14 protein-coding genes and 1 riboswitch are annotated in these 21,526 nt (G+C 69.3%); of the genes, 10 read left to right on the top strand and 4 right to left on the bottom strand.

The window, feature by feature from the left end:
* The first annotated feature begins 330 nt into the window (after nucleotides 1–330).
* Together IG86_RS38560 and IG86_RS0110120 are read left to right on the top strand one after the other, a co-directional pair.
* The gene (locus tag IG86_RS38560; protein ID WP_157854803.1) at nucleotides 331–6,912 is read left to right on the top strand and encodes an RHS repeat-associated core domain-containing protein; all 6,582 of its coding nucleotides are present in this window, start codon (nucleotides 331–333) and stop codon (nucleotides 6,910–6,912) included.
* A 21-nt stretch (nucleotides 6,913–6,933) separates the two neighbouring features.
* Nucleotides 6,934–7,191, top strand: coding sequence for a hypothetical protein (locus tag IG86_RS0110120; protein ID WP_051785076.1), 258 nt, complete (start codon nucleotides 6,934–6,936; stop codon nucleotides 7,189–7,191).
* A 149-nt stretch (nucleotides 7,192–7,340) separates the two neighbouring features.
* Here IG86_RS0110120 and IG86_RS0110115 read toward each other — a convergent pair whose 3' ends face one another.
* From IG86_RS0110115 to gcvT, 4 genes are all read right to left on the bottom strand, one after another.
* The gene (locus IG86_RS0110115) at nucleotides 7,341–8,723 is read right to left on the bottom strand and encodes an L-serine ammonia-lyase (RefSeq protein ID WP_030826603.1); all 1,383 of its coding nucleotides are present in this window, start codon (nucleotides 8,721–8,723) and stop codon (nucleotides 7,341–7,343) included.
* A gap of 244 nt (nucleotides 8,724–8,967) precedes the next feature.
* A complete protein-coding gene (gene glyA, locus IG86_RS0110110; protein WP_030826602.1) occupies nucleotides 8,968–10,224 on the bottom strand; it encodes a serine hydroxymethyltransferase in 1,257 nt (418 codons plus the stop codon).
* 15 nt (nucleotides 10,225–10,239) lie between these two features.
* The gene (gene gcvH / locus IG86_RS0110105) at nucleotides 10,240–10,620 is read right to left on the bottom strand and encodes a glycine cleavage system protein GcvH (RefSeq protein WP_030655701.1); all 381 of its coding nucleotides are present in this window, start codon (nucleotides 10,618–10,620) and stop codon (nucleotides 10,240–10,242) included.
* A gap of 110 nt (nucleotides 10,621–10,730) precedes the next feature.
* A complete protein-coding gene (gene gcvT / locus IG86_RS0110100) occupies nucleotides 10,731–11,846 on the bottom strand; it encodes a glycine cleavage system aminomethyltransferase GcvT (RefSeq protein ID WP_030655699.1) in 1,116 nt (371 codons plus the stop codon).
* A gap of 171 nt (nucleotides 11,847–12,017) precedes the next feature.
* Nucleotides 12,018–12,121, bottom strand: a riboswitch (glycine riboswitch).
* A 205-nt stretch (nucleotides 12,122–12,326) separates the two neighbouring features.
* On the opposite strand from gcvT, the gene IG86_RS0110095 reads away from it, so the two are divergent.
* From IG86_RS0110095 to IG86_RS0110060, 8 genes are all read left to right on the top strand, one after another.
* A complete protein-coding gene (locus IG86_RS0110095) occupies nucleotides 12,327–12,986 on the top strand; it encodes an AAA family ATPase (RefSeq protein ID WP_208864254.1) in 660 nt (219 codons plus the stop codon).
* A gap of 103 nt (nucleotides 12,987–13,089) precedes the next feature.
* A complete protein-coding gene (locus IG86_RS0110090; protein ID WP_030896369.1) occupies nucleotides 13,090–13,824 on the top strand; it encodes an enhanced serine sensitivity protein SseB in 735 nt (244 codons plus the stop codon).
* A gap of 96 nt (nucleotides 13,825–13,920) precedes the next feature.
* Entirely contained in the window at nucleotides 13,921–14,661 is a 741-nt protein-coding gene (locus IG86_RS0110085) for an enhanced serine sensitivity protein SseB C-terminal domain-containing protein (RefSeq protein ID WP_030826595.1), read from the top strand.
* 462 nt (nucleotides 14,662–15,123) lie between these two features.
* On the top strand, nucleotides 15,124–16,119 hold the full coding sequence (locus IG86_RS0110080) for an ABC transporter permease (protein ID WP_030826593.1): 996 nt from the start codon (nucleotides 15,124–15,126) through the stop codon (nucleotides 16,117–16,119).
* Nucleotides 16,120–16,193: 74 nt separating this feature from the next.
* Nucleotides 16,194–17,972 carry an ABC transporter substrate-binding protein gene (locus IG86_RS0110075; RefSeq protein WP_030826590.1) on the top strand — a complete coding sequence of 593 codons (1,779 nt, stop codon included), beginning with the start codon at nucleotides 16,194–16,196 and terminating at the stop codon, nucleotides 17,970–17,972.
* A 132-nt stretch (nucleotides 17,973–18,104) separates the two neighbouring features.
* Nucleotides 18,105–19,103, top strand: a complete 999-nt coding sequence (locus IG86_RS0110070; RefSeq protein WP_030655682.1) for an ABC transporter permease — start codon at nucleotides 18,105–18,107, stop codon at nucleotides 19,101–19,103.
* Nucleotides 19,100–20,206, top strand: a complete 1,107-nt coding sequence (locus IG86_RS0110065) for an ABC transporter ATP-binding protein (protein ID WP_030826587.1) — start codon at nucleotides 19,100–19,102, stop codon at nucleotides 20,204–20,206. The genes IG86_RS0110070 and IG86_RS0110065 overlap by 4 nt, the downstream gene beginning before the upstream one ends.
* Nucleotides 20,203–21,309: an ABC transporter ATP-binding protein gene (locus IG86_RS0110060; RefSeq protein ID WP_030896367.1), complete on the top strand. Its 1,107-nt coding sequence runs from the start codon at nucleotides 20,203–20,205 to the stop codon at nucleotides 21,307–21,309. The genes IG86_RS0110065 and IG86_RS0110060 overlap by 4 nt, the downstream gene beginning before the upstream one ends.
* Nucleotides 21,310–21,526 lie beyond the last annotated feature (217 nt).

Below are 21,526 nucleotides of genomic sequence, written 5' to 3'. Positions count from 1 at the left end.
CTTCACTAACGCCGAACCCCGTATCTGGGGTGGCTCGACCAGCCGGTGTGGCGAAAAACATACCGGCTTGACCTGCAGGGTGTCCGAAAAGAGTCATTCGGTCTTTATGTTCACTTTACTGGAACGTGGGGAGTTCGTTGCCCTGATTGATCTCCTTAGTTAACGCTCTGGTAGTAATACCCGACGTCATTTCGGCTCCCGTCATGGAGGTAGGGTTTGAAGCCGCAGCGTTCGTTTTTCCGTCAGGGGAAACGGCATAGACACAGAGCCGGAGGGTGGTCTGTCCTCAGGCCGGGGTGGACCGCGTCAGCGGTCGTCACCGCCCTGTTGGTGACCGGGCTTCCCGCAATAGCGGGAAGCGCCTCGGCCGCAGACCTGCCGGGTACGCAGAAGCTCACGAACGTTCCCGGCAAGAGGCTGTCGGACACGTCGAAGTCCAAGGACGCGGGCAAGGCGGCCGCCGCCAAGCGCACCTGGAAGGGCGCTCCGGCAGTGGAGCTACCGAAGCCCGGAACGGCGGACGTCGAGGTGCCGGCGAAGGGCGGGGCGACCCCGCCCGCCGCCCCCGGCATCAAGATCTCGCAGTTCCTGGCACCCCCTCCGGCCGAAGTCCCGGCGGGCAAACTGCCGGTCAAGCTGAAGGCGGTGCCGGCGCCGACCGACCGCGTACCGGCCGCCGTCTCCACCGAGGTGGAGGTGAAGAACCAGGCCACCGCCACGGCCCTCGGCATCGACGGCGTGGTCATGGCCGTCAGGCCCGCTGACGCCTCGTCCGCCTCCGTGCCCCTCTCGGTGGAGCTGGACTACACGAAGTTCCGCAACGCCTACGGCGGCAACTGGGGTTCGCGTCTCCAGCTGGTCGAGCTCCCCGCGTGCGCCCTGACCTCGCCGGCGAAGCCGGAGTGCCAGAAGCGCACCCCGGTCGCCTCGAAGAACAACCCGGTCACGGGCACCGTGACCGCCACCCTGGCGGCCTCCTCGGGCGCGCAGACCCGCTCGGCGGCGTCCGCACCGACGGTGCTGGCCACGACGGCGGGCGCGAGCGGCAGCAACGGCAGTTTCACGGCGACCTCGCTGAGCCCCACCGGTTCTTGGCAGGGCGGCGGCTCGGCGGGTGACTTCTCCTGGTCCTATCCGATGGACCTGCCGGCCTCCCTCGGCGGTCCGGCGCCGTCACTCGGCCTGGGCTACTCCTCGGCCGCCGTGGACGGTCGTACCTCCGCCTCCTCCGGCCAGTCCTCCTGGGCGGGCGACGGCTGGGACGTGTCCACCGGGAACAACTTCATCGAGCACAGCTTCGTTCCGTGCTCCGACGACAAGAAGGCGGGATCGGGGTTCAACAACCCCAAGCAGATCACCGGTGACCTGTGCCAGGGCGCACCGATGGTGACCCTGAGCCTCAACGGTTCTTCCACCCCGCTCGTCCTGGACGACGCCGACCCGCAGAAGAAGACATGGCGACCGGCGCAGGACGACGGCTCCAAGGTCGAGCTGCTGGACGGCGCGACCAACGGTGACACCGGCGGTCAGCACTGGCGGGTGACGAACCAGCAGGGCGTCCAGTACCACTTCGGGCTGAACCGCCTGCCGGGCTGGACCACCGGGAAGCTGGAGACCAACTCCGCGTGGACGGTGCCGGTCTATGGCAACCACCCGGGCGAGGCCTGCTACAAGGCCTCCTACGCCGATTCGGTCTGCAACCAGGCCTGGCGCTGGAACCTCGACTACGTCGTGGACCCGCACGGCAACGCCATGACCTACTGGTACGCCAAGGAGCACAACAACTACGGCTCCAACGTGCAGGACGACGGCAAGACGACCGCCCGCCCGTACGACCGCGGCGGCTGGCTCCAGCACGTCGACTACGGCCTGCGCTCGGACAACCTCTTCACCCTGTCCCCGGCACGGGTCGACTTCAAGGCCGTCGAGCGCTGCATCCCCACCAAGGACTTCGACTGCGCCGACACCAAGCTCGTCGACGGTGCGAAGTGGGACGTGACCAAGAACTGGCCGGACGTACCCGCCGACCAGATCTGCGACACCGGCAAGGAGTGCAAGGACCGCTACACGCCGACCTTCTTCAGCCGGAAGATGCTCGAGGCGGTCACGACCAGTGTCCTCAAGGCGGGCAAGCACGAGGCGGTGGACACCTGGGTCCTGACGCACGACTTCCGTTCCACCGGCGATGGTGGTGTGGCCCTTGAGTACCCGATGTGGCTGGCACAGATCCAGCACACCGGCAAGAACGGCGACGGCGCCGATGCCGAGATGCCTCCCGTGGTCTTCGAGGGCGTCCAGCTGGAGAACCGCGTCGACAACAACGAGGACGGCAGCCCGCCGTTCCTGCGCTGGCGCGTCCAGAAGATCCGCACCGAGACCGGCGCGGTCACCGCGGTCAAGTACGCGCCGACCGAGTGCAGCACCAAGGAGCCGAAGAAGCTCCCTGCCTCGCCCGAGAACAACACCCTGCGGTGCTACCCGGTGATCAAGGAGATCCCGGACCCGAACGACCCCAAGGGCGAGAAGAAGCTCTACGTCACCGACTGGTTCCACAAGCACCGCGTCGACCAGGTCAGGGACGAGAACCCGAACGCCATCTCCCCGACCAAGGAGACGAACTACCAGTACCTCGACGCTCCGGCCTGGGCGTTCGACGACGAGACGGAACAGCTGAGCGAGAAGGCCCGCACGTGGTCGCAGTGGCGCGGCTACGGCCGCGTCCGCACTCTGGTGGGCTCCGCCCCGGACAAGCGGTCCCAGGTCGAGACGGTCTTCTTCCGCGGCATGGACGGGGACAAAGCCCCCTCCCAGCCCGGCGGCAAGCGCTCGGTCAAGATCAAGGACTCCGAGGGCGGCGAGATCGCCGACAGTCGGCACTTCGCCGGTCAGACCCGCGAGACGCTCTACTACAAGGGTGAGGGCGAGGCGCTCGAATCGGCATCCCTCGTCACTCCGGGCGTGGCCGGTCCGACCGCGACGCGCAAGCGTCCGGACGGTGCCGCGCCGCTCGAAGCCTGGGTGGGCAACCTCTCGAAGGTCGCCTCGCGCACCGTGCTGTCGGACAACCGGGGCCAGCGCCGTACGTCCGTGGAGCACAGCTACGACGCACGGGGGCGGGTCGCGCAGACGACGAACCGTGGCGACCTGGCCGTCGACACCGACGACGTCTGTGTCCGGTACGAGTACCACGAGGACCCGTCCAAGTGGATGTTCGCGCACAAGAAGCGGTCGGAGGCGCTGTCCAAGGCGTGTGACGCGCCGAACATCTCCCGCCCGGCGGACGTGATCGCCGACCAGATCTCGCACTTCGACGCGGTGGGCAACACGGTCCGGAGCGAAACCCTCGGCTCCTACGAGGGCAGTACCCCGAAGTACACCGTCGCCGGAACGGCGACGTACGACGTCTACGGCCGTCCGGTCACCCAGACCGACGTCCACGGCGCCACGGCGAAGACGGAGTACACGCCGGCTGCCGGCGGAGTGCTCACGAAGGTCACGACGACCAACCCGCTCGGCCACGCGACCGTCACCGAGATGGACGCGGGCCGCAGCCTCCCGGTGGTCAAGGAGGACGCCAACAAGCGGCGTACCTCGATGCAGTACGACGCGCTCGGCCGACTCGTGAAGGCGTGGTCACCGGACCGCGACCCGACGAAGACCGTCCCAGACGCAGAGTTCTCGTACGACATCCGCCCCGGATCGGCCGACGCACCCGTCATCATCACCAACAAGTACCTCTTGGAGAGCGGGAAGTACCGCACCCGGTACGACTTCTACGACGGCTCGCTCCGCATGCGGCAGACGCAGCAGCAGGGGCTCGACAAGGGCCGGGTGATCACGGACACGTTCTACGACAGCCGCGGCCAGGTCCGGATGGAGAACGGGGCCTACTTCAACGACCAGCCCGCCTCCAACCAGATGTGGGTCCCGGTAGAGAGCAAGATCCCTTCCTCCAGCCGCACCGAGTACGACGGCATGGGCCGCCCGGTGGCGACCATTGCGCAGAAGAACGGGGAGGAGACCTGGCGTACGACGACGTCGTACGGCGGGGACTGGATCGCGGTGGACCCGCCCAAGGGTGAAACGCCCACGAAGGCGATCATCGACGGGCAGGGCCGCAAGACCGAGCTCCAGCAGTTCGAGGGCGACGCCCCGACGGGAACGCCCGCGAACACCATCAAGTACAGCTACACCCCCAAGGGCCAGCTGAGTTCGGTGACGGACCAGGGGGGCAACCTCTGGTCGTACAAGTACGACCTGCTCGGCCGCGTGTACGAGACGAGCGACCCCGACAAGGGCGTCTCGAAGACCTCGTACGGTGTCGGTGGCCGCATCGCGTCCACGACCGACAGCCTCGACAACACCATCGCGTTCGCCTATGACGCCCTCGGCCGCACCACGGCCACGCACGAGGGCTCGCTCCAGGGGCGCAAGCTCACGGAGCAGACCTACGACACGCTGCCCGGGGCGCTCGGGCTCCCGGTGTCGTCCACGCGGTACGACGAGAAGGGCAACGCCTACGTCCAGGCGGTCACCGGCTACGACGCCGAGTACCGGCCCATGGGCAGCAAGATCGTCATCCCTGCCAACGAAGGCAAGCTGGCGGGCACGTACGCCTATGCCAAGACCTACAGCAAGACCGTCGGACTCTCGACGTCCACGCTGTTCCCGGCCGCGGCCGGACTGCCGGCCGACCGCGTGGCGACCGGCTACAACGGCCTCGACATGGCGACCAGCACATCGGTGAACGGTCGTGCCTTCCTGACGAGTTCGGAGTTCTCGCCCCTGGGTGACCTCGTCCGCACCAACGTCGGTGAGGCCAACAAGCAGATCGTCTCGACCTACGAGTTCGACGAGCAGACCCGGCGGGTCAACCGGACGTACCACTCGCAGCAGACCGGGATGACCGGGTACAGCCAGATCAGCGACGTGCGTACCACCTATGACCCCTCGGGCAACATCCTGAAGGTCACCGACCAGCGGGACGGTGCGCCGGGCGTCGCCGACACGCAGTGCTTCGCCTACGACTACCTGCGTCGCATGAAGGACGCCTGGACGGCGACGGACGACTGCGCCAAGCAGCCGGGCGCCGCCGGCCCGGGCTCGGCACCCAAGGTGGGCGGACCGGACGCCTACTGGAGCTCGTACACCTTCGACGCGGTCGGCAACCGCAAGACGGAGGTCAAGCACGATACGACGGGCGACCTGAAGAAGGACGTCACCCGCACCTACACCTATCCGGCCACGGGCCCCGCCAAGAACCAGCTGCTCAAGGTCGACACCACCGGCCCCGGTGGCACGCGGACCGACAGCTACGCGTACGACGCTGCCGGCAACACGACGCGGCGAACCGTCGAGGGCGCCACGCAGAACCTCGAATGGGACGTCGAGGGCCGGCTGAAGAAGGTGTCCCCGGCGCCGGGCGATACGGCCAAGGACACGGAGTACCTCTACGACGCCGGAGGCAACCGCCTCATCCGTCGTGACCCGACCGGCGACACCCTGTATCTGCCGGGTACCGAGATCCACGTGGCGAAGGCCACGGGAGCCGTCCGGGGAACGCGGTACTACTCGTCCGCGACCGGGCCCGTGATGGTCCGCGTCGCCGAAGGGGGCAAGACCACCACTTCGTACGTGCTCGCCGACCACAACGGCAGCGCGACGACGTCGGTGGACGCCGCCACGCAGGCCGTGACACGCCGCAAGTTCACGCCGTACGGTGACCTGCGCGGCGAGAAGCCCGCCGTGTGGCCGGGGCAGAAGGGCTTCGTAGGCGGCACGGTCGACGATTCGACGGGCCTCACGCATCTGGGCGCTCGCGAATACGACGCCTCGCTCGGAAGGTTCATCTCGGTCGACCCGAAGATGGACATGGCCGAGTCCCAGACGATGAACCCGTACGCCTACGGGAACAACAGCCCGGTCACCTTCTCCGACCCCTCGGGCGAGTTCTGGGGCGGCTTCATTCAGCTGATCCGCCTCTACAGGGAGCTCCTCAGGCAGTACAACAGCATCATCGCCCGCACGCCCCCGGCGCCGGCGAGGCCGACACCGACGGTTTCGGCGCGTGATGTCGAGAAGGCCACCAAGATCAAGCAGATGTCCAAGGTGGACGTCGCGAAGAACATCGCCATCGAGGTCGGGAAGGGCCTCATCGGCTGGGAGGACATCGCCGACTGCCTGGGCGGGAACAAGACGACCTGCGCCATGCTGATCGGTGAGCAGTTCCTGGGCGTCCTCGGGAAGGGCAAGCGCGTCGTCAAGGCGCTCGACCGCGCCTGGACGATGTACAACAAGTGGGAGGACGAGGTCGTCTGGGCCACCGGACTCCTCAAGCGCTCGGACAACGACGCCAAGGCCTTCGCCAAGTACGAGGAGGACATGCGTGCGTGGCAGAAGCAGGCCGATGCGGCGAAGGCGCCGAAGAAGGCCGACGACGTCGAGGCTCCGGCGGCGAAACAGGCCGACAGTGGGGGTAGCGGTGACAGCCCCGGTGGCAGTGGCGGCGGTTCCGGCGGCGGAGACCGGACGACCTACCGCGGCATGGACATGGACGAGGACGGACTTCCCGTTCTGGGGCGCTCGCCGAAGAAGCTCGGCATCCGTGTCGACGGAGACAACCCCGACGTCCACCCGTCGGCGAACGGGACCGTTTCCCCGGGTGAGGGGATGTCGGGTGCCGTAAGCCCCAAGGGACTCCCGTCGCACCGACGCCCTGTGTCGTTCGGCGGTACGGGAAAGTCCCTGCACATGTGGTCCATCGACTCCCGGGACCTGCCGAAGGGCCTCAAGGCCGTCAAGGACGGCAAGACCCACGTGACCATCGGGCCGGCCTATGAGATGCCTCTGGAAGAATTCGAGGATCTGTTGGCCTCGACGCGGCACCTGTGGCGCCGGATCGAGCCCTCGTGAAAAGAAGGATGTGAGGGCTGAATGGCGCTTTCCGAATCGATGGCGGACTGGGTCGACTGGGATCAGGCGGCCTACCTGCTCGGGCTGAGTCTCGGCGCCATCACACCCGAGGTCCCCTTCTCGAGGAGCAAGCGGATCTTCTGGGAGGACAACCCGGCGGGGCGCGGGCTCCACGCGGCGCTCCTGGCCCTCGTCGAGGGCGGACTGCTGGAGTCGCGCGACGACGACGAGCAGTTCAGGTGGGTGGCCACCACCAAGCGCCTCAACGAGTTCGACTGACCTGTCGAGCCGAGCGGTAGGGAGTCGTCGGGGAGCGCTGTCGGCGTTCCCCGGCGCTCTCCTCGCCCCGAACACGTACGGCCCGGTCCCCTGAGCGTTCAGGGGACCGGGCCGTTCTTCGCGTCAGTACGCCGGTCGGTGCGCGCCGGTCAGCACTCGATGACGTTGACCGCGAGGCCGCCGCGGGCGGTCTCCTTGTACTTGACCTTCATGTCGGCGCCGGTCTCCTTCATGGTCTTGATGACCTTGTCGAGGGAGACCTTGTGCGTGCCGTCGCCGCGCATCGCCATCTTGGCGGCGGTGACGGCCTTGACCGCGGCCATGCCGTTGCGCTCGATGCAGGGGATCTGGACCAGGCCGCCGACCGGGTCGCAGGTCAGGCCCAGGTTGTGCTCCATGCCGATCTCGGCGGCGTTCTCGACCTGCTCCGGGGTGCCGCCCAGGACCTCGGCGAGGGCGCCGGCCGCCATCGAGCAGGCCGAGCCCACCTCGCCCTGGCAGCCGACCTCGGCGCCGGAGATCGACGCGTTCTCCTTGAACAGCATGCCGATCGCGCCCGCCGCCAGCAGGAAGCGCACCACGCCGTCCTCGTCCGCGCCCGGGACGAAGTTCATGTAGTAGTGCAGGACGGCCGGGAGGACGCCCGCCGCGCCGTTGGTGGGCGCGGTGACGACACGGCCGCCGGCGGCGTTCTCCTCGTTGACCGCCATCGCGTAGATCGTCGTCCACTCGCTGCGGTGCATCATCGGGTCGCCCTCGGTGCGCAGCTGGCGCGCCGTGGAGGCGGCGCGGCGCTTGACCCGCAGGCCGCCCGGGAGGATGCCCTCGCGGGACATGCCGCGCGAGACGCAGGACTGCATGACGCGCCAGATCTCCAGGAGGCCCTCGCGGATCTCCTCCTCCGTGCGCCAGGCCTTCTCGTTCTCCAGCATCAGCGAGGAGATCGACAGGCCGGTCTCGTTCGCCAGGCGCAGCATCTCGTCACCGGAGCGGAAGGGGTACTTCAGCACCGTGTCGTCGAGCTTGATCCGGTCCTCGCCGACCGCGTCCTCGTCCACGACGAAACCGCCGCCGACCGAGTAGTAGGTCTTCTCCAGCAGCGGGGTGCCGGCCTCGTCGTACGCGAAGAGCGTCATGCCGTTCGCGTGGTAGGGCAGGGAGCGCCGGCGGTGCAGGATCAGCTGGTTCGGCTCGTCGAAGGCGATCTCGTGGCCATCGCCTATCTCCGCGCCCAGCAGGCGCAGGCGACCGCTCTTGCGGATGCGCTCCACCTCGTCGTCCGCCGTCTCGACGTTCACGGTGCGGGGGGAGTGGCCCTCCAGGCCCAGCAGCACCGCCTTGGGGGTGCCGTGGCCGTGGCCGGTCGCGCCGAGGGACCCGAAGAGCTCGGCCCGCACGGAAGCCGTCTGGGCGAGCACTCCGTCCTTCTTCAGCCGCGTCACGAACATGCGGGCGGCGCGCATCGGACCGACCGTGTGGGAGGAGGAGGGACCGATGCCGATGGAGAAGAGGTCGAAGACGGAGATGGCCACGGTGGCGGACTCCCTTGTCTGCTCGTGGGGTGGGAGGGGGCAGGAGAGGTGGATTGTTCAGATTTTGTCCGACAGACGAGCTTAACGCGGTCCGGTGAACGTCCTGGCTGCCGGCCGACGTGGGAAGGATTACGCGGACGGGTCGGGCAGGTGTCGCCGTGCGCCCCGGGCGCCGGGGGAGCAGGAGGGACACGGGAAGGGCCCGGCCCGTGCACAGACGGGGCCGGGCCCTTCCACGCCACCGCTAGAGCGACGGGTACAGCGGGAACTTCGCGGCGAGCGCCGAGACGCGCGCCTTGAGGCCCTCGGCGTCGTACGTCGGCTTCAGCGCCTGCGCGATGATCTCGGCGACCTCGGTGAACGCCTCGGCGTCGAAACCGCGGGTGGCCAGGGCCGGCGTACCGATCCGCAGACCCGAGGTGACCATCGGGGGCCGCGGGTCGTTCGGGATGGCGTTGCGGTTGACCGTGATGCCGACCTCGTGGAGGCGGTCCTCGGCCTGCTGGCCGTCCAGCTCGGAGTTGCGCAGGTCGACCAGGACCAGGTGCACGTCGGTGCCGCCGGTGAGGACGTCCACGCCCACGGCCTTGACGTCGTCCTGGACCAGACGGGCGGCGAGGATCTTCGCGCCCTCCAGGGTGCGCTCCTGGCGCTCCTTGAACTCGGGCGAGGCCGCGATCTTGAAGGAGACGGCCTTGGCCGCGATCACGTGCTCCAGCGGGCCGCCCTGCTGGCCCGGGAAGACCGCGGAGTTGATCTTCTTGGCCAGCTCCTGCGTCGACAGGATGACCCCGCCGCGCGGACCGCCGAGGGTCTTGTGCGTGGTGGTGGTCACGACGTGGGCGTGCGGGACCGGGTTCGGGTGCAGGCCAGCGGCCACCAGGCCGGCGAAGTGCGCCATGTCGACCATCAGGTACGCGCCGACCTCGTCCGCGATGCGGCGGAAGGCGGCGAAGTCCAGCTGGCGCGGGTAGGCGGACCAGCCGGCGACGATCAGCTGCGGCTTGGACTCCTTGGCGAGGCGCTCGACCTCGGCCATGTCCACCTCGCCGGACTCGTCCACGTGGTACGGGACCACGTTGTAGAGCTTGCCGGAGAAGTTGATCTTCATGCCGTGGGTCAGGTGACCGCCGTGGGCCAGGTTCAGGCCCATGATCGTGTCGCCCGGCTTGAGCAGCGCGAACATCGCGGCGGCGTTCGCCTGCGCACCGGAGTGCGGCTGGACGTTCGCGGCCTCGGCGCCGAACAGCGCCTTGATGCGGTCGATCGCGATCTGCTCGACCACGTCGACGTGCTCGCAACCGCCGTAGTAGCGGCGGCCCGGGTAGCCCTCGGCGTACTTGTTGGTGAGGACCGAGCCCTGGGCCTCCATGACGGCGACCGGAGCGAAGTTCTCCGACGCGATCATCTCCAGGGTGGACTGCTGGCGCACGAGCTCGGCGTCGACGGCTGCGGCGACGTCGGGGTCGAGTTCGTGGAGAGGGGTGTTCAGTACGGACATCAGGATCCCCTGGGGTCAGTTACCGGCGGTGAGCTTGGTGTACTCCTCGGCGGAGAGCACGTCCTTGGGCTCCTCCGAGATGCGCACCTTGAACAGCCAGCCGCCCTCGAACGGGGCGGTGTTCACGAGCGCCGGGTCGTCCACGACGTCCTGGTTGGCCTCGACGATCTCGCCGGAGACCGGGGAGTAGAGGTCGGAGACCGACTTGGTCGACTCCAGCTCGCCACAGGTCTCGCCCTCGGTCACGGTGTCGCCGACCGCGGGGAGCTGGGCGTAGACGACGTCACCGAGCGCGTTGGCCGCGAACTCCGTGATGCCGACCGTCGCGACGCCGTCCACGACGTCGGACAGCCACTCGTGCTCCTTGGTGTAACGCAGATTCTCGGGGGTGCTCATGGCCTGATTCTCCTGGATGCGGGGGAGTGGATACGAACTACGGTCTTGGGTACTGAGACGGCGCCGTTCCGGTACCCGGACGGCGGACGGCGGACGTCGTGCGCGGACGGTTACTTCTGCCGCTTGTAGAACGGCAGCGCCACGACCTCGTACGGCTCATGCGTACCGCGAATGTCGACGCCGACGCCGGAGGCGCCGGGCGCGGCGTGCTCCGCGTCCACGTACGCCATGGCGATCGGCTTGCCCAGCGTCGGGGACGGGGCGCCCGAGGTGACCTCGCCGATCACCTCTCCGCCGAACGTGACGGGGAAGCCGGCGCGCGGGACGCGGCGGCCCTCGGCGATCAGGCCGACCAGCTTGCGCGGCGCCTTGGTCGCGGCCTTCTCGGCGGCGGCCTCCAGGGCGGCGCGGCCGACGAAGTCCCCCTCCTTCTCGAACTTCACGACCCGGCCCAGACCCGCGTCGAACGGCGTCAGGGCGGTGGTCAGCTCGTGCCCGTACAGCGGCATGCCCGCTTCCAGGCGCAGGGTGTCGCGGCAGGACAGGCCGGCCGGGACCAGGCCGACGCCCTCGCCGGCCTTGGTCAGCGCCTGCCACAGCTCCACGGCGTGCTCGGGGGCGACGAACAGCTCGAAGCCGTCCTCGCCGGTGTAGCCCGTACGCGCGATCAGCGCGGGCACGCCCGCGACCGTGCCCGGCAGGCCGGCGTAGTACTTGAGGCCGTCCAGGTCGGCGTCGGTGAGGGACGCCAGGATGCCGGGGGACTCCGGGCCCTGCACCGCGATCAGCGCGTAGGCGTCGCGGTCGTCGCGGACCTCGGTGTCGAAGCCGGCGGCGCGCTCGGTCAGGGCGTCCAGGACGACCTGGGCGTTGGAGGCGTTGGCGACGACCATGTACTCGGTCTCGCCGAGACGGTAGACGATCAGGTCGTCGACGATCCCGCCGTCCTCCTGGCAGATGTGCGTGTAGCGGGCGCGGCCGACGCCGACGGTCGAGATGTTGCCGACGAGCGCGTAGTCCAGGGCCTTGACGGCCTCCGGGCCGGTCAGCGTGATCTCGCCCATGTGCGAGAGGTCGAAGAGGCCGGCCTTGGTGCGTACGGCGTTGTGCTCGTCGCGCTCGCTGGCGTACCGCAGCGGCATGTCCCAGCCCGCGAAGTCGGTCATGGTCGCACCGAGCGAGCGGTGCAGCGCATCGAGGGCGGTCAGGCGGGGGGCAGTGCTCATGGGTGTGGCTCCCGGGTCCCAGGGCATCGACATGACATGACGAGGACTTTCCTCCCCATCTGTCATCGGAACCTGAGAGGTTCGCCGAGAGTTCCGCCGATCCATCGATCGCCGGTATCCGCGACTTGCACCTTGGGTGGAGCTGCCGAGCAGCTCGCTTTTCAGATCTGCCTCATCCACGCGGTACGGGGCCTGAGAGATTCAAGGGAGGTTCTTGCTCCTTCGGCGCCCACGCACCGCCTTGCGGCGTGCCGGGACTCTCCCGCGCGGATTCAAGCGGCCGGTATGCAGTTGGTCCAGATGGCGCACATCATTGCACGCCATGCCCGAGATCGGGGGTGGGGGTCCGAAAGTTCGTACGCCCATCCGAGCGTCCGGAACGGAACCGGACATGCCGATTACCGTCTCTTTACACTCAGTGGGCAAGGGTCCAGGCGGCCCGATTCGGGGGAGGCGAACACTGTGCGGAGATTCGGAGTGGTGGCGACGACGGGAACCGTGGACGCGGTGCCGGCGCAGCGGCGCGGCGCGCGCGAGCGCAGGAAGGCGGCGGACGGCGGCCTCGGCCTCGTACGCGACCTGCGCGGCCCGGCGCTGCGCGCACCGCGGCGGCTCGGCTTCGCCGAGGGCGACATCGTCGTGGTCTCCGGCCTCCCCGGCGGCGGCAAGAGCACGCTGATCAAGCGGGCCGCGCCGGAGGGCGGGGTCGTCGACTCCCAGGACACCCGCGAGCGCTGGGAGCGCCGGATGCCCGCCGCCCTGCCGTACGCGGTGTACCGCCCGATGGTGCGCGCCGCGCACTACTGGGGGCTCTACCGGATCCTGCGCTCGGGGGCCTCCGTGGTCGTCCACGACTGCGGCACCCAGAGCTGGGTGCGCGCCCTGCTCGCCGCGGCCGCCCGCCGCCGGGGCCGCGAGCTGCACCTCCTCCTGCTGGACAGCAGCCCCGAGGAGGCCCTCTCCGGCCAGGCCGCGCGGGGCCGTGGAGTGTCCGCCTACGCCTTCGCCCGCCACCGCGGCGCCGTGGGCCGCCTGCTGCGCGACGCCGAGGCGGGCCGCCCGCCCGCCGGCTGCGCCTCGGCGACCCTGCTGGACCGCCGCTCGGCCGCCGCCGTGACGGGGATCGGCTTCCAGGGCTGACCGCGGGCGGGGCGCACCCCTGAACGAGCCCCGGCAGCGGCGTCCGGCCGGGGGCGGATAGCCTCGGCACGACACACCGCGGAACCGACGGAGGCAGGGGCAGATGCAGGGCAGCGGCTGGCCGGGGAATGAGCTGGAGCAGGTGCTCGGGGCGGCGCTCGGGCAGCCGGACGCCGGCGGCCGGATCCTGGAGGTGCTCGGGCGCAGCCAGGTGTGGGTGCCCCTGCCCGGCGGCGGCGGTCCCGACTCGGCCGGCCTCGACCTGCCCACCATGGACATCGGCGGGGCGGCGTACGTCCCCGTCTACAGCTCCGAGGCCCAGTTCCTCGCCTGCGTCGGCCCCGGCATGGACTTCGCGGTGGCCCCGGCGGTCGAGTTCGCCCGGGGGCTGCCCCCGCAGCTCGGCATCGCGCTCAATCCGGAGGGCGCCGTCGGCGTCCCGCTGCCCCCGCCGGCCGTGGCGGAGCTGTGCCGGGCCGGCCGCAGCCCGCTCGACGGCCCCGCCACCGGCGGCCGCGTGCGGCTCTTCGAGCCCGACTGGCAGGACGACCCGGTGGACTTCCTGGCCGCCGCCGGCGAGGAGTTCCGGGCCACCGGCGTGGTCGCAGCGGCGCACCGCTGCCTCGCCAGCGTCGAGGGAGGGGCCCCGGAACTGTTCATCGGTGTCCGCCTGGTGGGATGGGAGCCGCAGATGCGCGAGGCCCCGATGGAGGCGCTCGGACGGGCCCTGACCCGCGTTCCGGCGCCGTGGCCCGTGCAGTTGATCCTCCTGGACGCGGCCCAGGACCCGGTCACGGACTGGATTCGTGAGCGCGTACGCCCCTTCTACCTCGCGTAGGGCCGCTTAAGCTGGTTACATCTCCTGGCCGCACGCATGAGCGCTGGCCCGGGTAAGGCACGCGTGGAGCGACGGGCGGACGAAGAGGGGTACCGGGTGAGTGCGTCAGGCACGGCCGCGGCCGGGCAGGTCGAGCACATGATGCGCCAGGTGACCCCCGGGCGCTACGAGAGCTACGAGTCACTGCTGCACGCCCTCTCCGAGGGCCGGCTGTGGATGCTCCTCTGGCAGGGGCAGCCGGGGTCCCCGGACGCCCAGTACGGCGGCATGGAGGTCGACGGCCTCGGCTACGCACCCTGCGTCACCTCCCCCCAGGAGCTGGCCGCGAGCGGCTGGAACCGGGGCTACGAGGTCGTCACCGGGCGCGACATCGCCCGCGCCCTCTACCCGGACCGCTGGGGCCTGTGGCTCAACCCGCACGCCCAGGGCGGCGGCCTCGGCGTCCCCTGGGCGGATCTGCGCCGCATCGCGACGGGCCTGGACCGGATGCCGGCGGGCCCGCTGCGGCTGTCCGAGCCCAGCATCGAGCTCCCCCAGTTCTACGGGCTGCTGACCCAGCACGCCCACCGCACCCCGGCCGTACGGTCGCTGCGCCGCGCCTGGGTGCAGCCCGCGCTCGGGTCCCCCTACCTCGCGGTCGGGCTCGACCTGTACGACGCCTCCGCGCCCGCGCTGGAATCCGTACGGGAGATGATGCGCCAGTCGGTCGGGGCGGTCCCCGAGGGCGTCCCGGTGTGCACGGTCGCGCTGGCGGACGAGCACGATCCCGTGGCGATGTGGCTGCGGGCGCAGACCCGCCCCTTCTACGACCGCGAGGGCCAGGCACCGGCGTACTGACCCGCCCGCCGACGCCTCCCGCAACCCGTGCGGGGCCTCCGGCACGACATCCGCATATTGAGACATCCATCTCGAAGGCCGCACAGGACCCATCGGTGCGGCCTTCGGCATATCCGCTGAATACATCCAAAATCCGCGCTCGAAAGGGCAGTTGGGCCGGATGTCCGTTCCGCGCCGAACATGCGGTGTTTCACCGCTCAACAGGTCTGGCGGTTCGGATAACGGAAGGTGTAGGCGCAGATCACGGTTGCGCATCACATCCCCGGGGGGTCTGGCGGCTGGTTGAGAGGGCGTTGAAGACTCCCCCCACCGAAGGCCGGTCCATCTCGCAAGCACCAGCTCTTCACGTGCACTTCCGGCACATTTCTCGCCAATCGCACCACCAGCGACGCCGATTGAACCAAGCCGCCACAGCGGCGGGCATGGGCCGGCCACCGTCGGCCGAGAGGGGTCCCCACCACGATGACGGCACCACTGCACGACACCAGCGCGGCCGAGCCCGCAGCCGTGGCCGCCCCCGAAGTTCCGCAGAAGGCGATCGAGGGGCGCTCGCCGTGGCAGATCGCCTGGCTGCGCCTGAAGCGCGACAAGGTCGCGCTGGCCGGCGGTGTCATCGTGCTCCTGCTGATCATCGTCGCGATCTTCGCGCCGCTGATCGTCAAGGCGTTCGGGCACCCGCCGGAGGAGCTCCACGAGGACCTGCTCGACCCGCTGCTGGGCCTCCCGCTCGGCGACTGGGGCGGCATGAGCGGCGACTTCCTGCTCGGCATCGAACCGGTCAACGGCCGCGACGTCTTCAGCCGCATCGTCTACGGCGCCCGGATCTCGCTGCTGGTGGCCTTCCTGTCCGCCTTCGTGGCGGTATCGCTGGGCACCTTCTTCGGCATCGTCGCCGGCTACTTCGGCGGCTGGGTCGACGCGGCCATCAGCCGGGTCATGGACCTGCTGCTGGCCTTCCCGCAGCTGCTCTTCATCATCGCGCTGATCTCCGTCATCCCCAACAAGCTCTGGGGCTTCGAGGGTTCGGGTCTGCGCATCGCCGTCCTGGTGCTGGTGATCGGCTTCTTCGGCTGGCCCTACATCGGCCGGATCGTCCGCGGCCAGACCCTCTCGCTGCGCGAGCGCGAGTACGTCGAAGCCGCGCGCAGCCTCGGCGCGGGCCGCTTCTACATCCTCTTCCGCGAACTGCTCCCGAACCTGGTGGCGCCCATCACGGTCTACGCGACGCTGATGATCCCCACCAACGTGCTGACCGAGGCGGCCCTCAGCTTCCTCGGAGTCGGCGTCAAGCCGCCCACGCCGTCCTGGGGGGAGACCCTCGCCACGGCCGTGCGGACCTACGAGGACGATCCGCTCTTCATGATCTTCCCCGGCGTAGCGATCTTCATCACCGTGCTGGCCTTCAACCTCTTCGGCGACGGCGTCCGTGACGCCCTCGACCCGAAGGGCTCCCGCTAGCCACCGCAGGGCAAACCAAGGACCGGCCTCGTGCCGTACGTACACCGGAACTACAACGGAGGGTTGCGAGCATCGTGACTACCCATCGCACGTCGAAGCGCAGACTTGCCGCCGGCACGGCCGTCGTGCTCGCGGCCATGCTCACCGCGACCGCCTGTGGCGGGGCCGACAAGAAGGACGACAAGGGCGCCGCCTCGGGCGGTGGCTTCAACGCGGGCATCGAGAAGGTCGCCAACGCGTCGGACAAGAAGGGCGGCGAGCTGAAGTTCGTCGGTACCCAGGACGCCGACTCGTGGGACCCGCAGCGCGGCTACTACGGCTTCATGTGGGACTTCTCCCGCTACTACACGCGCCAGCTGATCAGCTTCAAGCCCGCGCCCGGCAAGGACAGCACCGAGCTCGTCCCCGACCTCGCCACCGCCAAGGCCGAGATCAGCGACGGCGGCAAGACCTACAAGTACACCCTCAAGGACAACGTGACCTGGGAGGACGGCTCGCCCGTCACCGCCCAGGACATCAAGTACGGCATCGAGCGCACCTGGGCCCAGGACGTCATCTCCGGCGGTCCGGTCTACATCCAGCAGGTCCTCGACCCGAAGGCCGAGTACCCCGGCCCGTACAAGGACACCGCTCCGGACAAGCTCGGCCTGAAGGCCATCGAGACCCCGGACGCGAAGACCATCATCTTCAAGCTCCCGACGCCCAACGGCGACTTCGAGCAGATGCTGGCGATGCCCGCGGCCAGCCCGGTCAAGCAGGACAAGGACACCGCCGCCAAGTACGGCCTGAAGCCCTTCTCGAACGGTCCGTACAAGATCGACTCGTACGAGCCCAACAAGAGCATGAAGCTCTCGCGCAACGAGAACTTCAAGGCCGACTCGGACACCATCCGCAAGGCGCTCCCTGACACCATCTCGGTCACGTTCATGGCGAACGCGGACGACATGGACAAGCGCCTGATGAACGGCGAGTTCGACGTCGACATCAACGCGACCGGCATCGGCCAGGCGGCCCGCGCCACCGCGCTGAAGGACCACAAGGGCAACCTCGACAACGGCCAGACCGGCTTCATCCGGTACGCGGTCATGCCGCAGACCGTCGCGCCGTTCGACAACATCGAGTGCCGCAAGGCCGTCATCTACGCGGCCGACAAGAAGTCCCTGCAGACCGCCCGCGGCGGCCCGCAGGCCGGTGGCGACATCGCCCCCAACATGCTCCCGCTCGGCATCAAGGGCTCGGACGCCAAGTACGACCCGTACGAGGTCCTGAAGAACGACGGCAAGCCGAACCTCGACAAGGCCAAGGAGGCCCTCAAGGCCTGCGGCAAGGAGAGCGGCTTCAAGACCACCATCGCCGTCCGCAACAACAAGCCGGTCGAGGTCGCCACGGCCGTCTCGCTGCAGAACGCCCTGAAGCAGGTCGGCATCGAGGCCGACGTCGACCAGTTCGACGGCGCCCAGCACTCCGGCATCATCGGCTCGCCGAAGGTCGTCAAGGAGAAGGGCTACGGCATCATCATCATGGGCTGGGGCGCCGACTTCCCGACCGGTCAGGGCTTCTCCCAGCCGCTGGTCGACGGTCGCTTCATCCTCCAGAGCGGCAACAACAACTACTCCGAGCTGAACGACCCGGCGATCAACACCCTGTTCGACCAGGCCATCGCGGAGACCGACCCGGCCAAGGCCGGCGACATCTACAAGCAGATGAACCAGAAGGTGTCCGAGGCCGCGGTCTACCTGCCCTTCGTCTATGACAAGACGATCACCTGGCGCAGCTCCCGGCTGACGAACGCCTACACCACCGACGCCTACAACGGTCGCTACGACTACGCGTCCCTCGGTGTCGTGAAGTAACGGTCCATCAGTCCAGTTCCAGTGTTCCAGTGCCACACCCGCTAGGCACGAAGGGCAGGTGATGGCCGCGGTTACGGCTTGGGGGCGCTCTCCAGAAGAGGGCGCCCCCGGGCCGCAGCCAGGCCGAGCGCAGTGCTTGCATACCTCATCCGACGGATCTTCGCCGTCCTCGTCATGCTGCTGGTCATCACACTGGTGACCTTCGGAATCTTCTTCCTGTTCCCGAAGCTGATCGGGACGGACCCGGCCCTGTACTTCGTGGGCAAGCAGTCCGACCCCATCGCCATCGAAGGCATCCGGCAGAAGATGGGTCTCGACGACCCGATCCTCGTCCAGTTCGGCAAGTTCGTCGTCGGGCTGGTGGCGGGTCGCACGTACGCCAACGGCCCCGACGTCACGCAATGCGCCGCGCCCTGCTTCGGATACTCCTTCAAGACCGAGCAGGAGGTCTGGCCGCTGCTGCTGGACTGGCTCCCGGTCACCCTCTCCCTCGCCCTGGGCGCCGTGGTGCTCTGGGTGGCCGGCGGTGTCGCCACCGGCGTGGTGTCCGCCCTCAAGCGCGGCACCGTCCTGGACCGCTCGGCCATGGGCGTCGCCCTCGCCGGCGTGTCCCTCCCCATCTACTTCACGGGCATGCTCGTCATCGCCCTCTTCTCCGACCAGCTGGGCTGGTTCGGACGACCGGAGGCGACCTTCGCCGAGGATCCGGCCAAGTGGTTCAACGGCATGATCCTGCCGTGGGTCTCGCTCGCCTTCCTCTACGCGGCGATGTACGCGCGGCTCACCCGCGCGACCATGCTCGAAGTCCTCAACGAGGACTACATCCGCACCGCCCGGGCGAAGGGCCTCACCGAACCCGTCGTCATCGGCAAGCACGCCATGCGCTCGACGATGACCCCGATCCTGACCGTCCTGGGCCTCGACCTCGGCGCCCTGATGGGCGGCGCGGTCCTGACCGAGTACACGTTCTCGCTGCACGGCCTGGGCTACAGCGCGGTGCGCGCCATCAGCGAGCACGACCTCCCGGTCATCCTGGGCATCACCCTGATCTCCGCGTTCTTCGTCGTCGCCGCGAACCTCATCGTTGACCTCCTGTACGCGGTGATCGACCCCCGAGTGAGGCTGTCATGACCGACCGGACGACCAAGACCGGAGAGACCGTAGCGCCGAACCAGCCCTACGACGGGTCACCGCCCTCCACCGCCTTCCTCGAGGTCCGCGACCTCAAGGTGCACTTCCCGACCGAGGACGGCCTGGTCAAGTCGGTCGACGGCCTTTCCTTCAGCCTGGAGAAGGGCAAGACCCTCGGCATCGTGGGCGAGTCCGGCTCCGGCAAGTCGGTCACCTCGCTGGGCATCATGGGCCTGCACCGCGTGGGCCAGTACGGCCGCCAGCGGGCCCGGATCTCCGGCGAGATCTGGCTCGACGGCAAGGAGCTGCTCTCCGCCGACGAGGACGAGGTGCGCAGGCTCCGCGGCCGGGAGATCGCGATGATCTTCCAGGACCCGCTGTCCGCGATGCACCCGTACTTCACCGTCGGCAAGCAGATCGCCGAGGCGTACCGGGTCCACCACAAGGTCGACAAGAAGGCCGCCCGCAAGCGGGCCGTCGAACTCCTCGACCGCGTCGGCATCCCCGAGCCGCACAAGCGGTTCGACAGCTACCCGCACGAGTTCTCCGGCGGCATGCGCCAGCGCGCGATGATCGCGATGGCGCTCGTCAACAACCCCGAACTGCTCATCGCGGACGAGCCGACGACCGCCCTGGACGTCACCGTCCAGGCCCAGATCCTCGACCTGATCCGGGACCTCCAGCAGGAGTTCGGCTCCGCGGTCATCATGATCACGCACGACCTCGGCGTGGTCGCCGAGATGGCCGACGAACTCCTCGTGATGTACGGCGGCCGGTGCGTCGAGCGGGGCACCGCCGAGAAGGTCTTCTACGAGCCCCGGCACCCGTACACCTGGGGCCTGCTGGGCTCGATGCCGCGCATCGACCGCGAGCAGACCGAGCGCCTCATCCCGGTCAAGGGTTCGCCGCCCAGCCTCATCAACATCCCGAGCGGCTGTGCCTTCAACCCGCGCTGCCCGTACGCCGACGTGCCCAAGGGCAACGTGACCCGCACGGTGCGCCCGGAGCTCACGCAGGACGACAGCCTGCACTGGTCCGCCTGCCACATGTCGCAGGAGGAGCGGACCCGGATCTGGACCGAAGAGATTGCGCCGAAGCTGTGACCGACACCCAGAAGACGGATCCGGCCGTCACCCTTCCGGCGCAGGCCACGGACTCTCCCGAGCCGCTGCTCAAGGTCACCGGCCTGACCAAGCACTTCCCCATCACCAAGGGGCTGCTGCGCAGGCAGTCCGGCGCGGTCAAGGCCGTCGACGGCCTCGACTTCGACGTCCGGCGCGGTGAGACCCTCGGCATCGTCGGCGAGTCCGGCTGCGGCAAGTCGACCATGGGCCGGCTGATCACGCGGCTGCTCGAACCGACCGGCGGCACGATCGAGTTCGAGGGCAAGGACATCACGCACCTGGGGGTGGCGGGCATGCGCCCGCTGCGCCGCGACGTGCAGATGATCTTCCAGGACCCCTACGGCTCGCTGAACCCGCGTCACACGGTGGGCACCATCGTCAGCGCCCCGTTCAAGCTGCAGAACGTCACCCCCGAGGGCGGGCTCAAGGCGGAGGTCCAGCGGCTGCTGTCGCTCGTCGGCCTCAACCCCGAGCACTACAACCGCTACCCGCACGAGTTCTCGGGCGGCCAGCGCCAGCGCATCGGCATCGCGCGGGCCCTGGCGCTGAAGCCGAAGCTGGTGGTCGCGGACGAGCCCGTCTCGGCGCTGGACGTCTCGATCCAGGCCCAGGTGGTCAACCTCCTGGACGACCTCCAGGAGGAGCTCGGCCTCACCTACGTGATCATCGCGCACGACCTGTCGGTCATCCGGCACGTCTCGGACCGGATCGCGGTGATGTACCTCGGCAAGATCGTCGAGCTCGCCGACAACAAGTCGCTGTACGGGGAGCCGATGCACCCGTACACGGCGGCCCTGATGTCGGCCGTGCCGGTGCCGGACCCGAGGCGGCGCGGCGCCAAGAGCGGCCGCATCCTGCTCAAGGGCGACGTGCCGTCCCCGATCTCGCCGCCGAGTGGCTGCCGCTTCCACACGCGGTGCTGGAAGGCGACGCAGATCTGCGCGACGCAGGAACCGCCGCTGCTGGCGCTGAAGACCGGCCACCAGGTGGCCTGCCACCATCCGGAGAACGCCCCCGACCAGGCCCCGGGCGACAAGCCCCTCCCGGGCGCGGCGGACGCGGTGACGACGGCTTCGGAGTGACGCGAACGCCGGGTGGGCCGTCCCGGCCCGCCCGGCGCGAATCCAGCCCCGCCGGCGATCGAGGCGCGGGGGTCCGGGGCGGCGCCCGCGCAACGGCGCCGCACCGCATCCGCCCGGCACCGCGCCGCGTGCGAGACGCGGGGCGGCGCCCCGGTTCCGGCCTGCGGCACCCGCACCCGGCCGCGGCGGCGGAGCCCCGCATTCCGCCGAGCCCGCC

The organism is Streptomyces virginiae, from assembly GCF_000720455.1.
Classification (GTDB): domain Bacteria; phylum Actinomycetota; class Actinomycetes; order Streptomycetales; family Streptomycetaceae; genus Streptomyces; species Streptomyces virginiae.
This window is presented reverse-complemented; position numbering and strand designations above follow the sequence as displayed.

Bases quoted from the DNA above. Each gene is read 5' to 3' on its own strand.
- IG86_RS0110120 (WP_051785076.1), top strand. From the start codon at position 6,934: ATGGCGCTTTCCGAATCGATGGCGGACTGGGTCGACTGGGATCAGGCG.
- IG86_RS0110080 (WP_030826593.1), top strand. From the start codon at position 15,124: ATGACGGCACCACTGCACGACACCAGCGCGGCCGAGCCCGCAGCCGTG.
- IG86_RS0110065 (WP_030826587.1), top strand. From the start codon at position 19,100: ATGACCGACCGGACGACCAAGACCGGAGAGACCGTAGCGCCGAACCAG.
- glyA (WP_030826602.1), bottom strand. From the start codon at position 10,224: ATGTCCGTACTGAACACCCCTCTCCACGAACTCGACCCCGACGTCGCC.
- gcvH (WP_030655701.1), bottom strand. From the start codon at position 10,620: ATGAGCACCCCCGAGAATCTGCGTTACACCAAGGAGCACGAGTGGCTG.
- gcvT (WP_030655699.1), bottom strand. From the start codon at position 11,846: ATGAGCACTGCCCCCCGCCTGACCGCCCTCGATGCGCTGCACCGCTCG.
- IG86_RS0110090 (WP_030896369.1), top strand. From the start codon at position 13,090: ATGCAGGGCAGCGGCTGGCCGGGGAATGAGCTGGAGCAGGTGCTCGGG.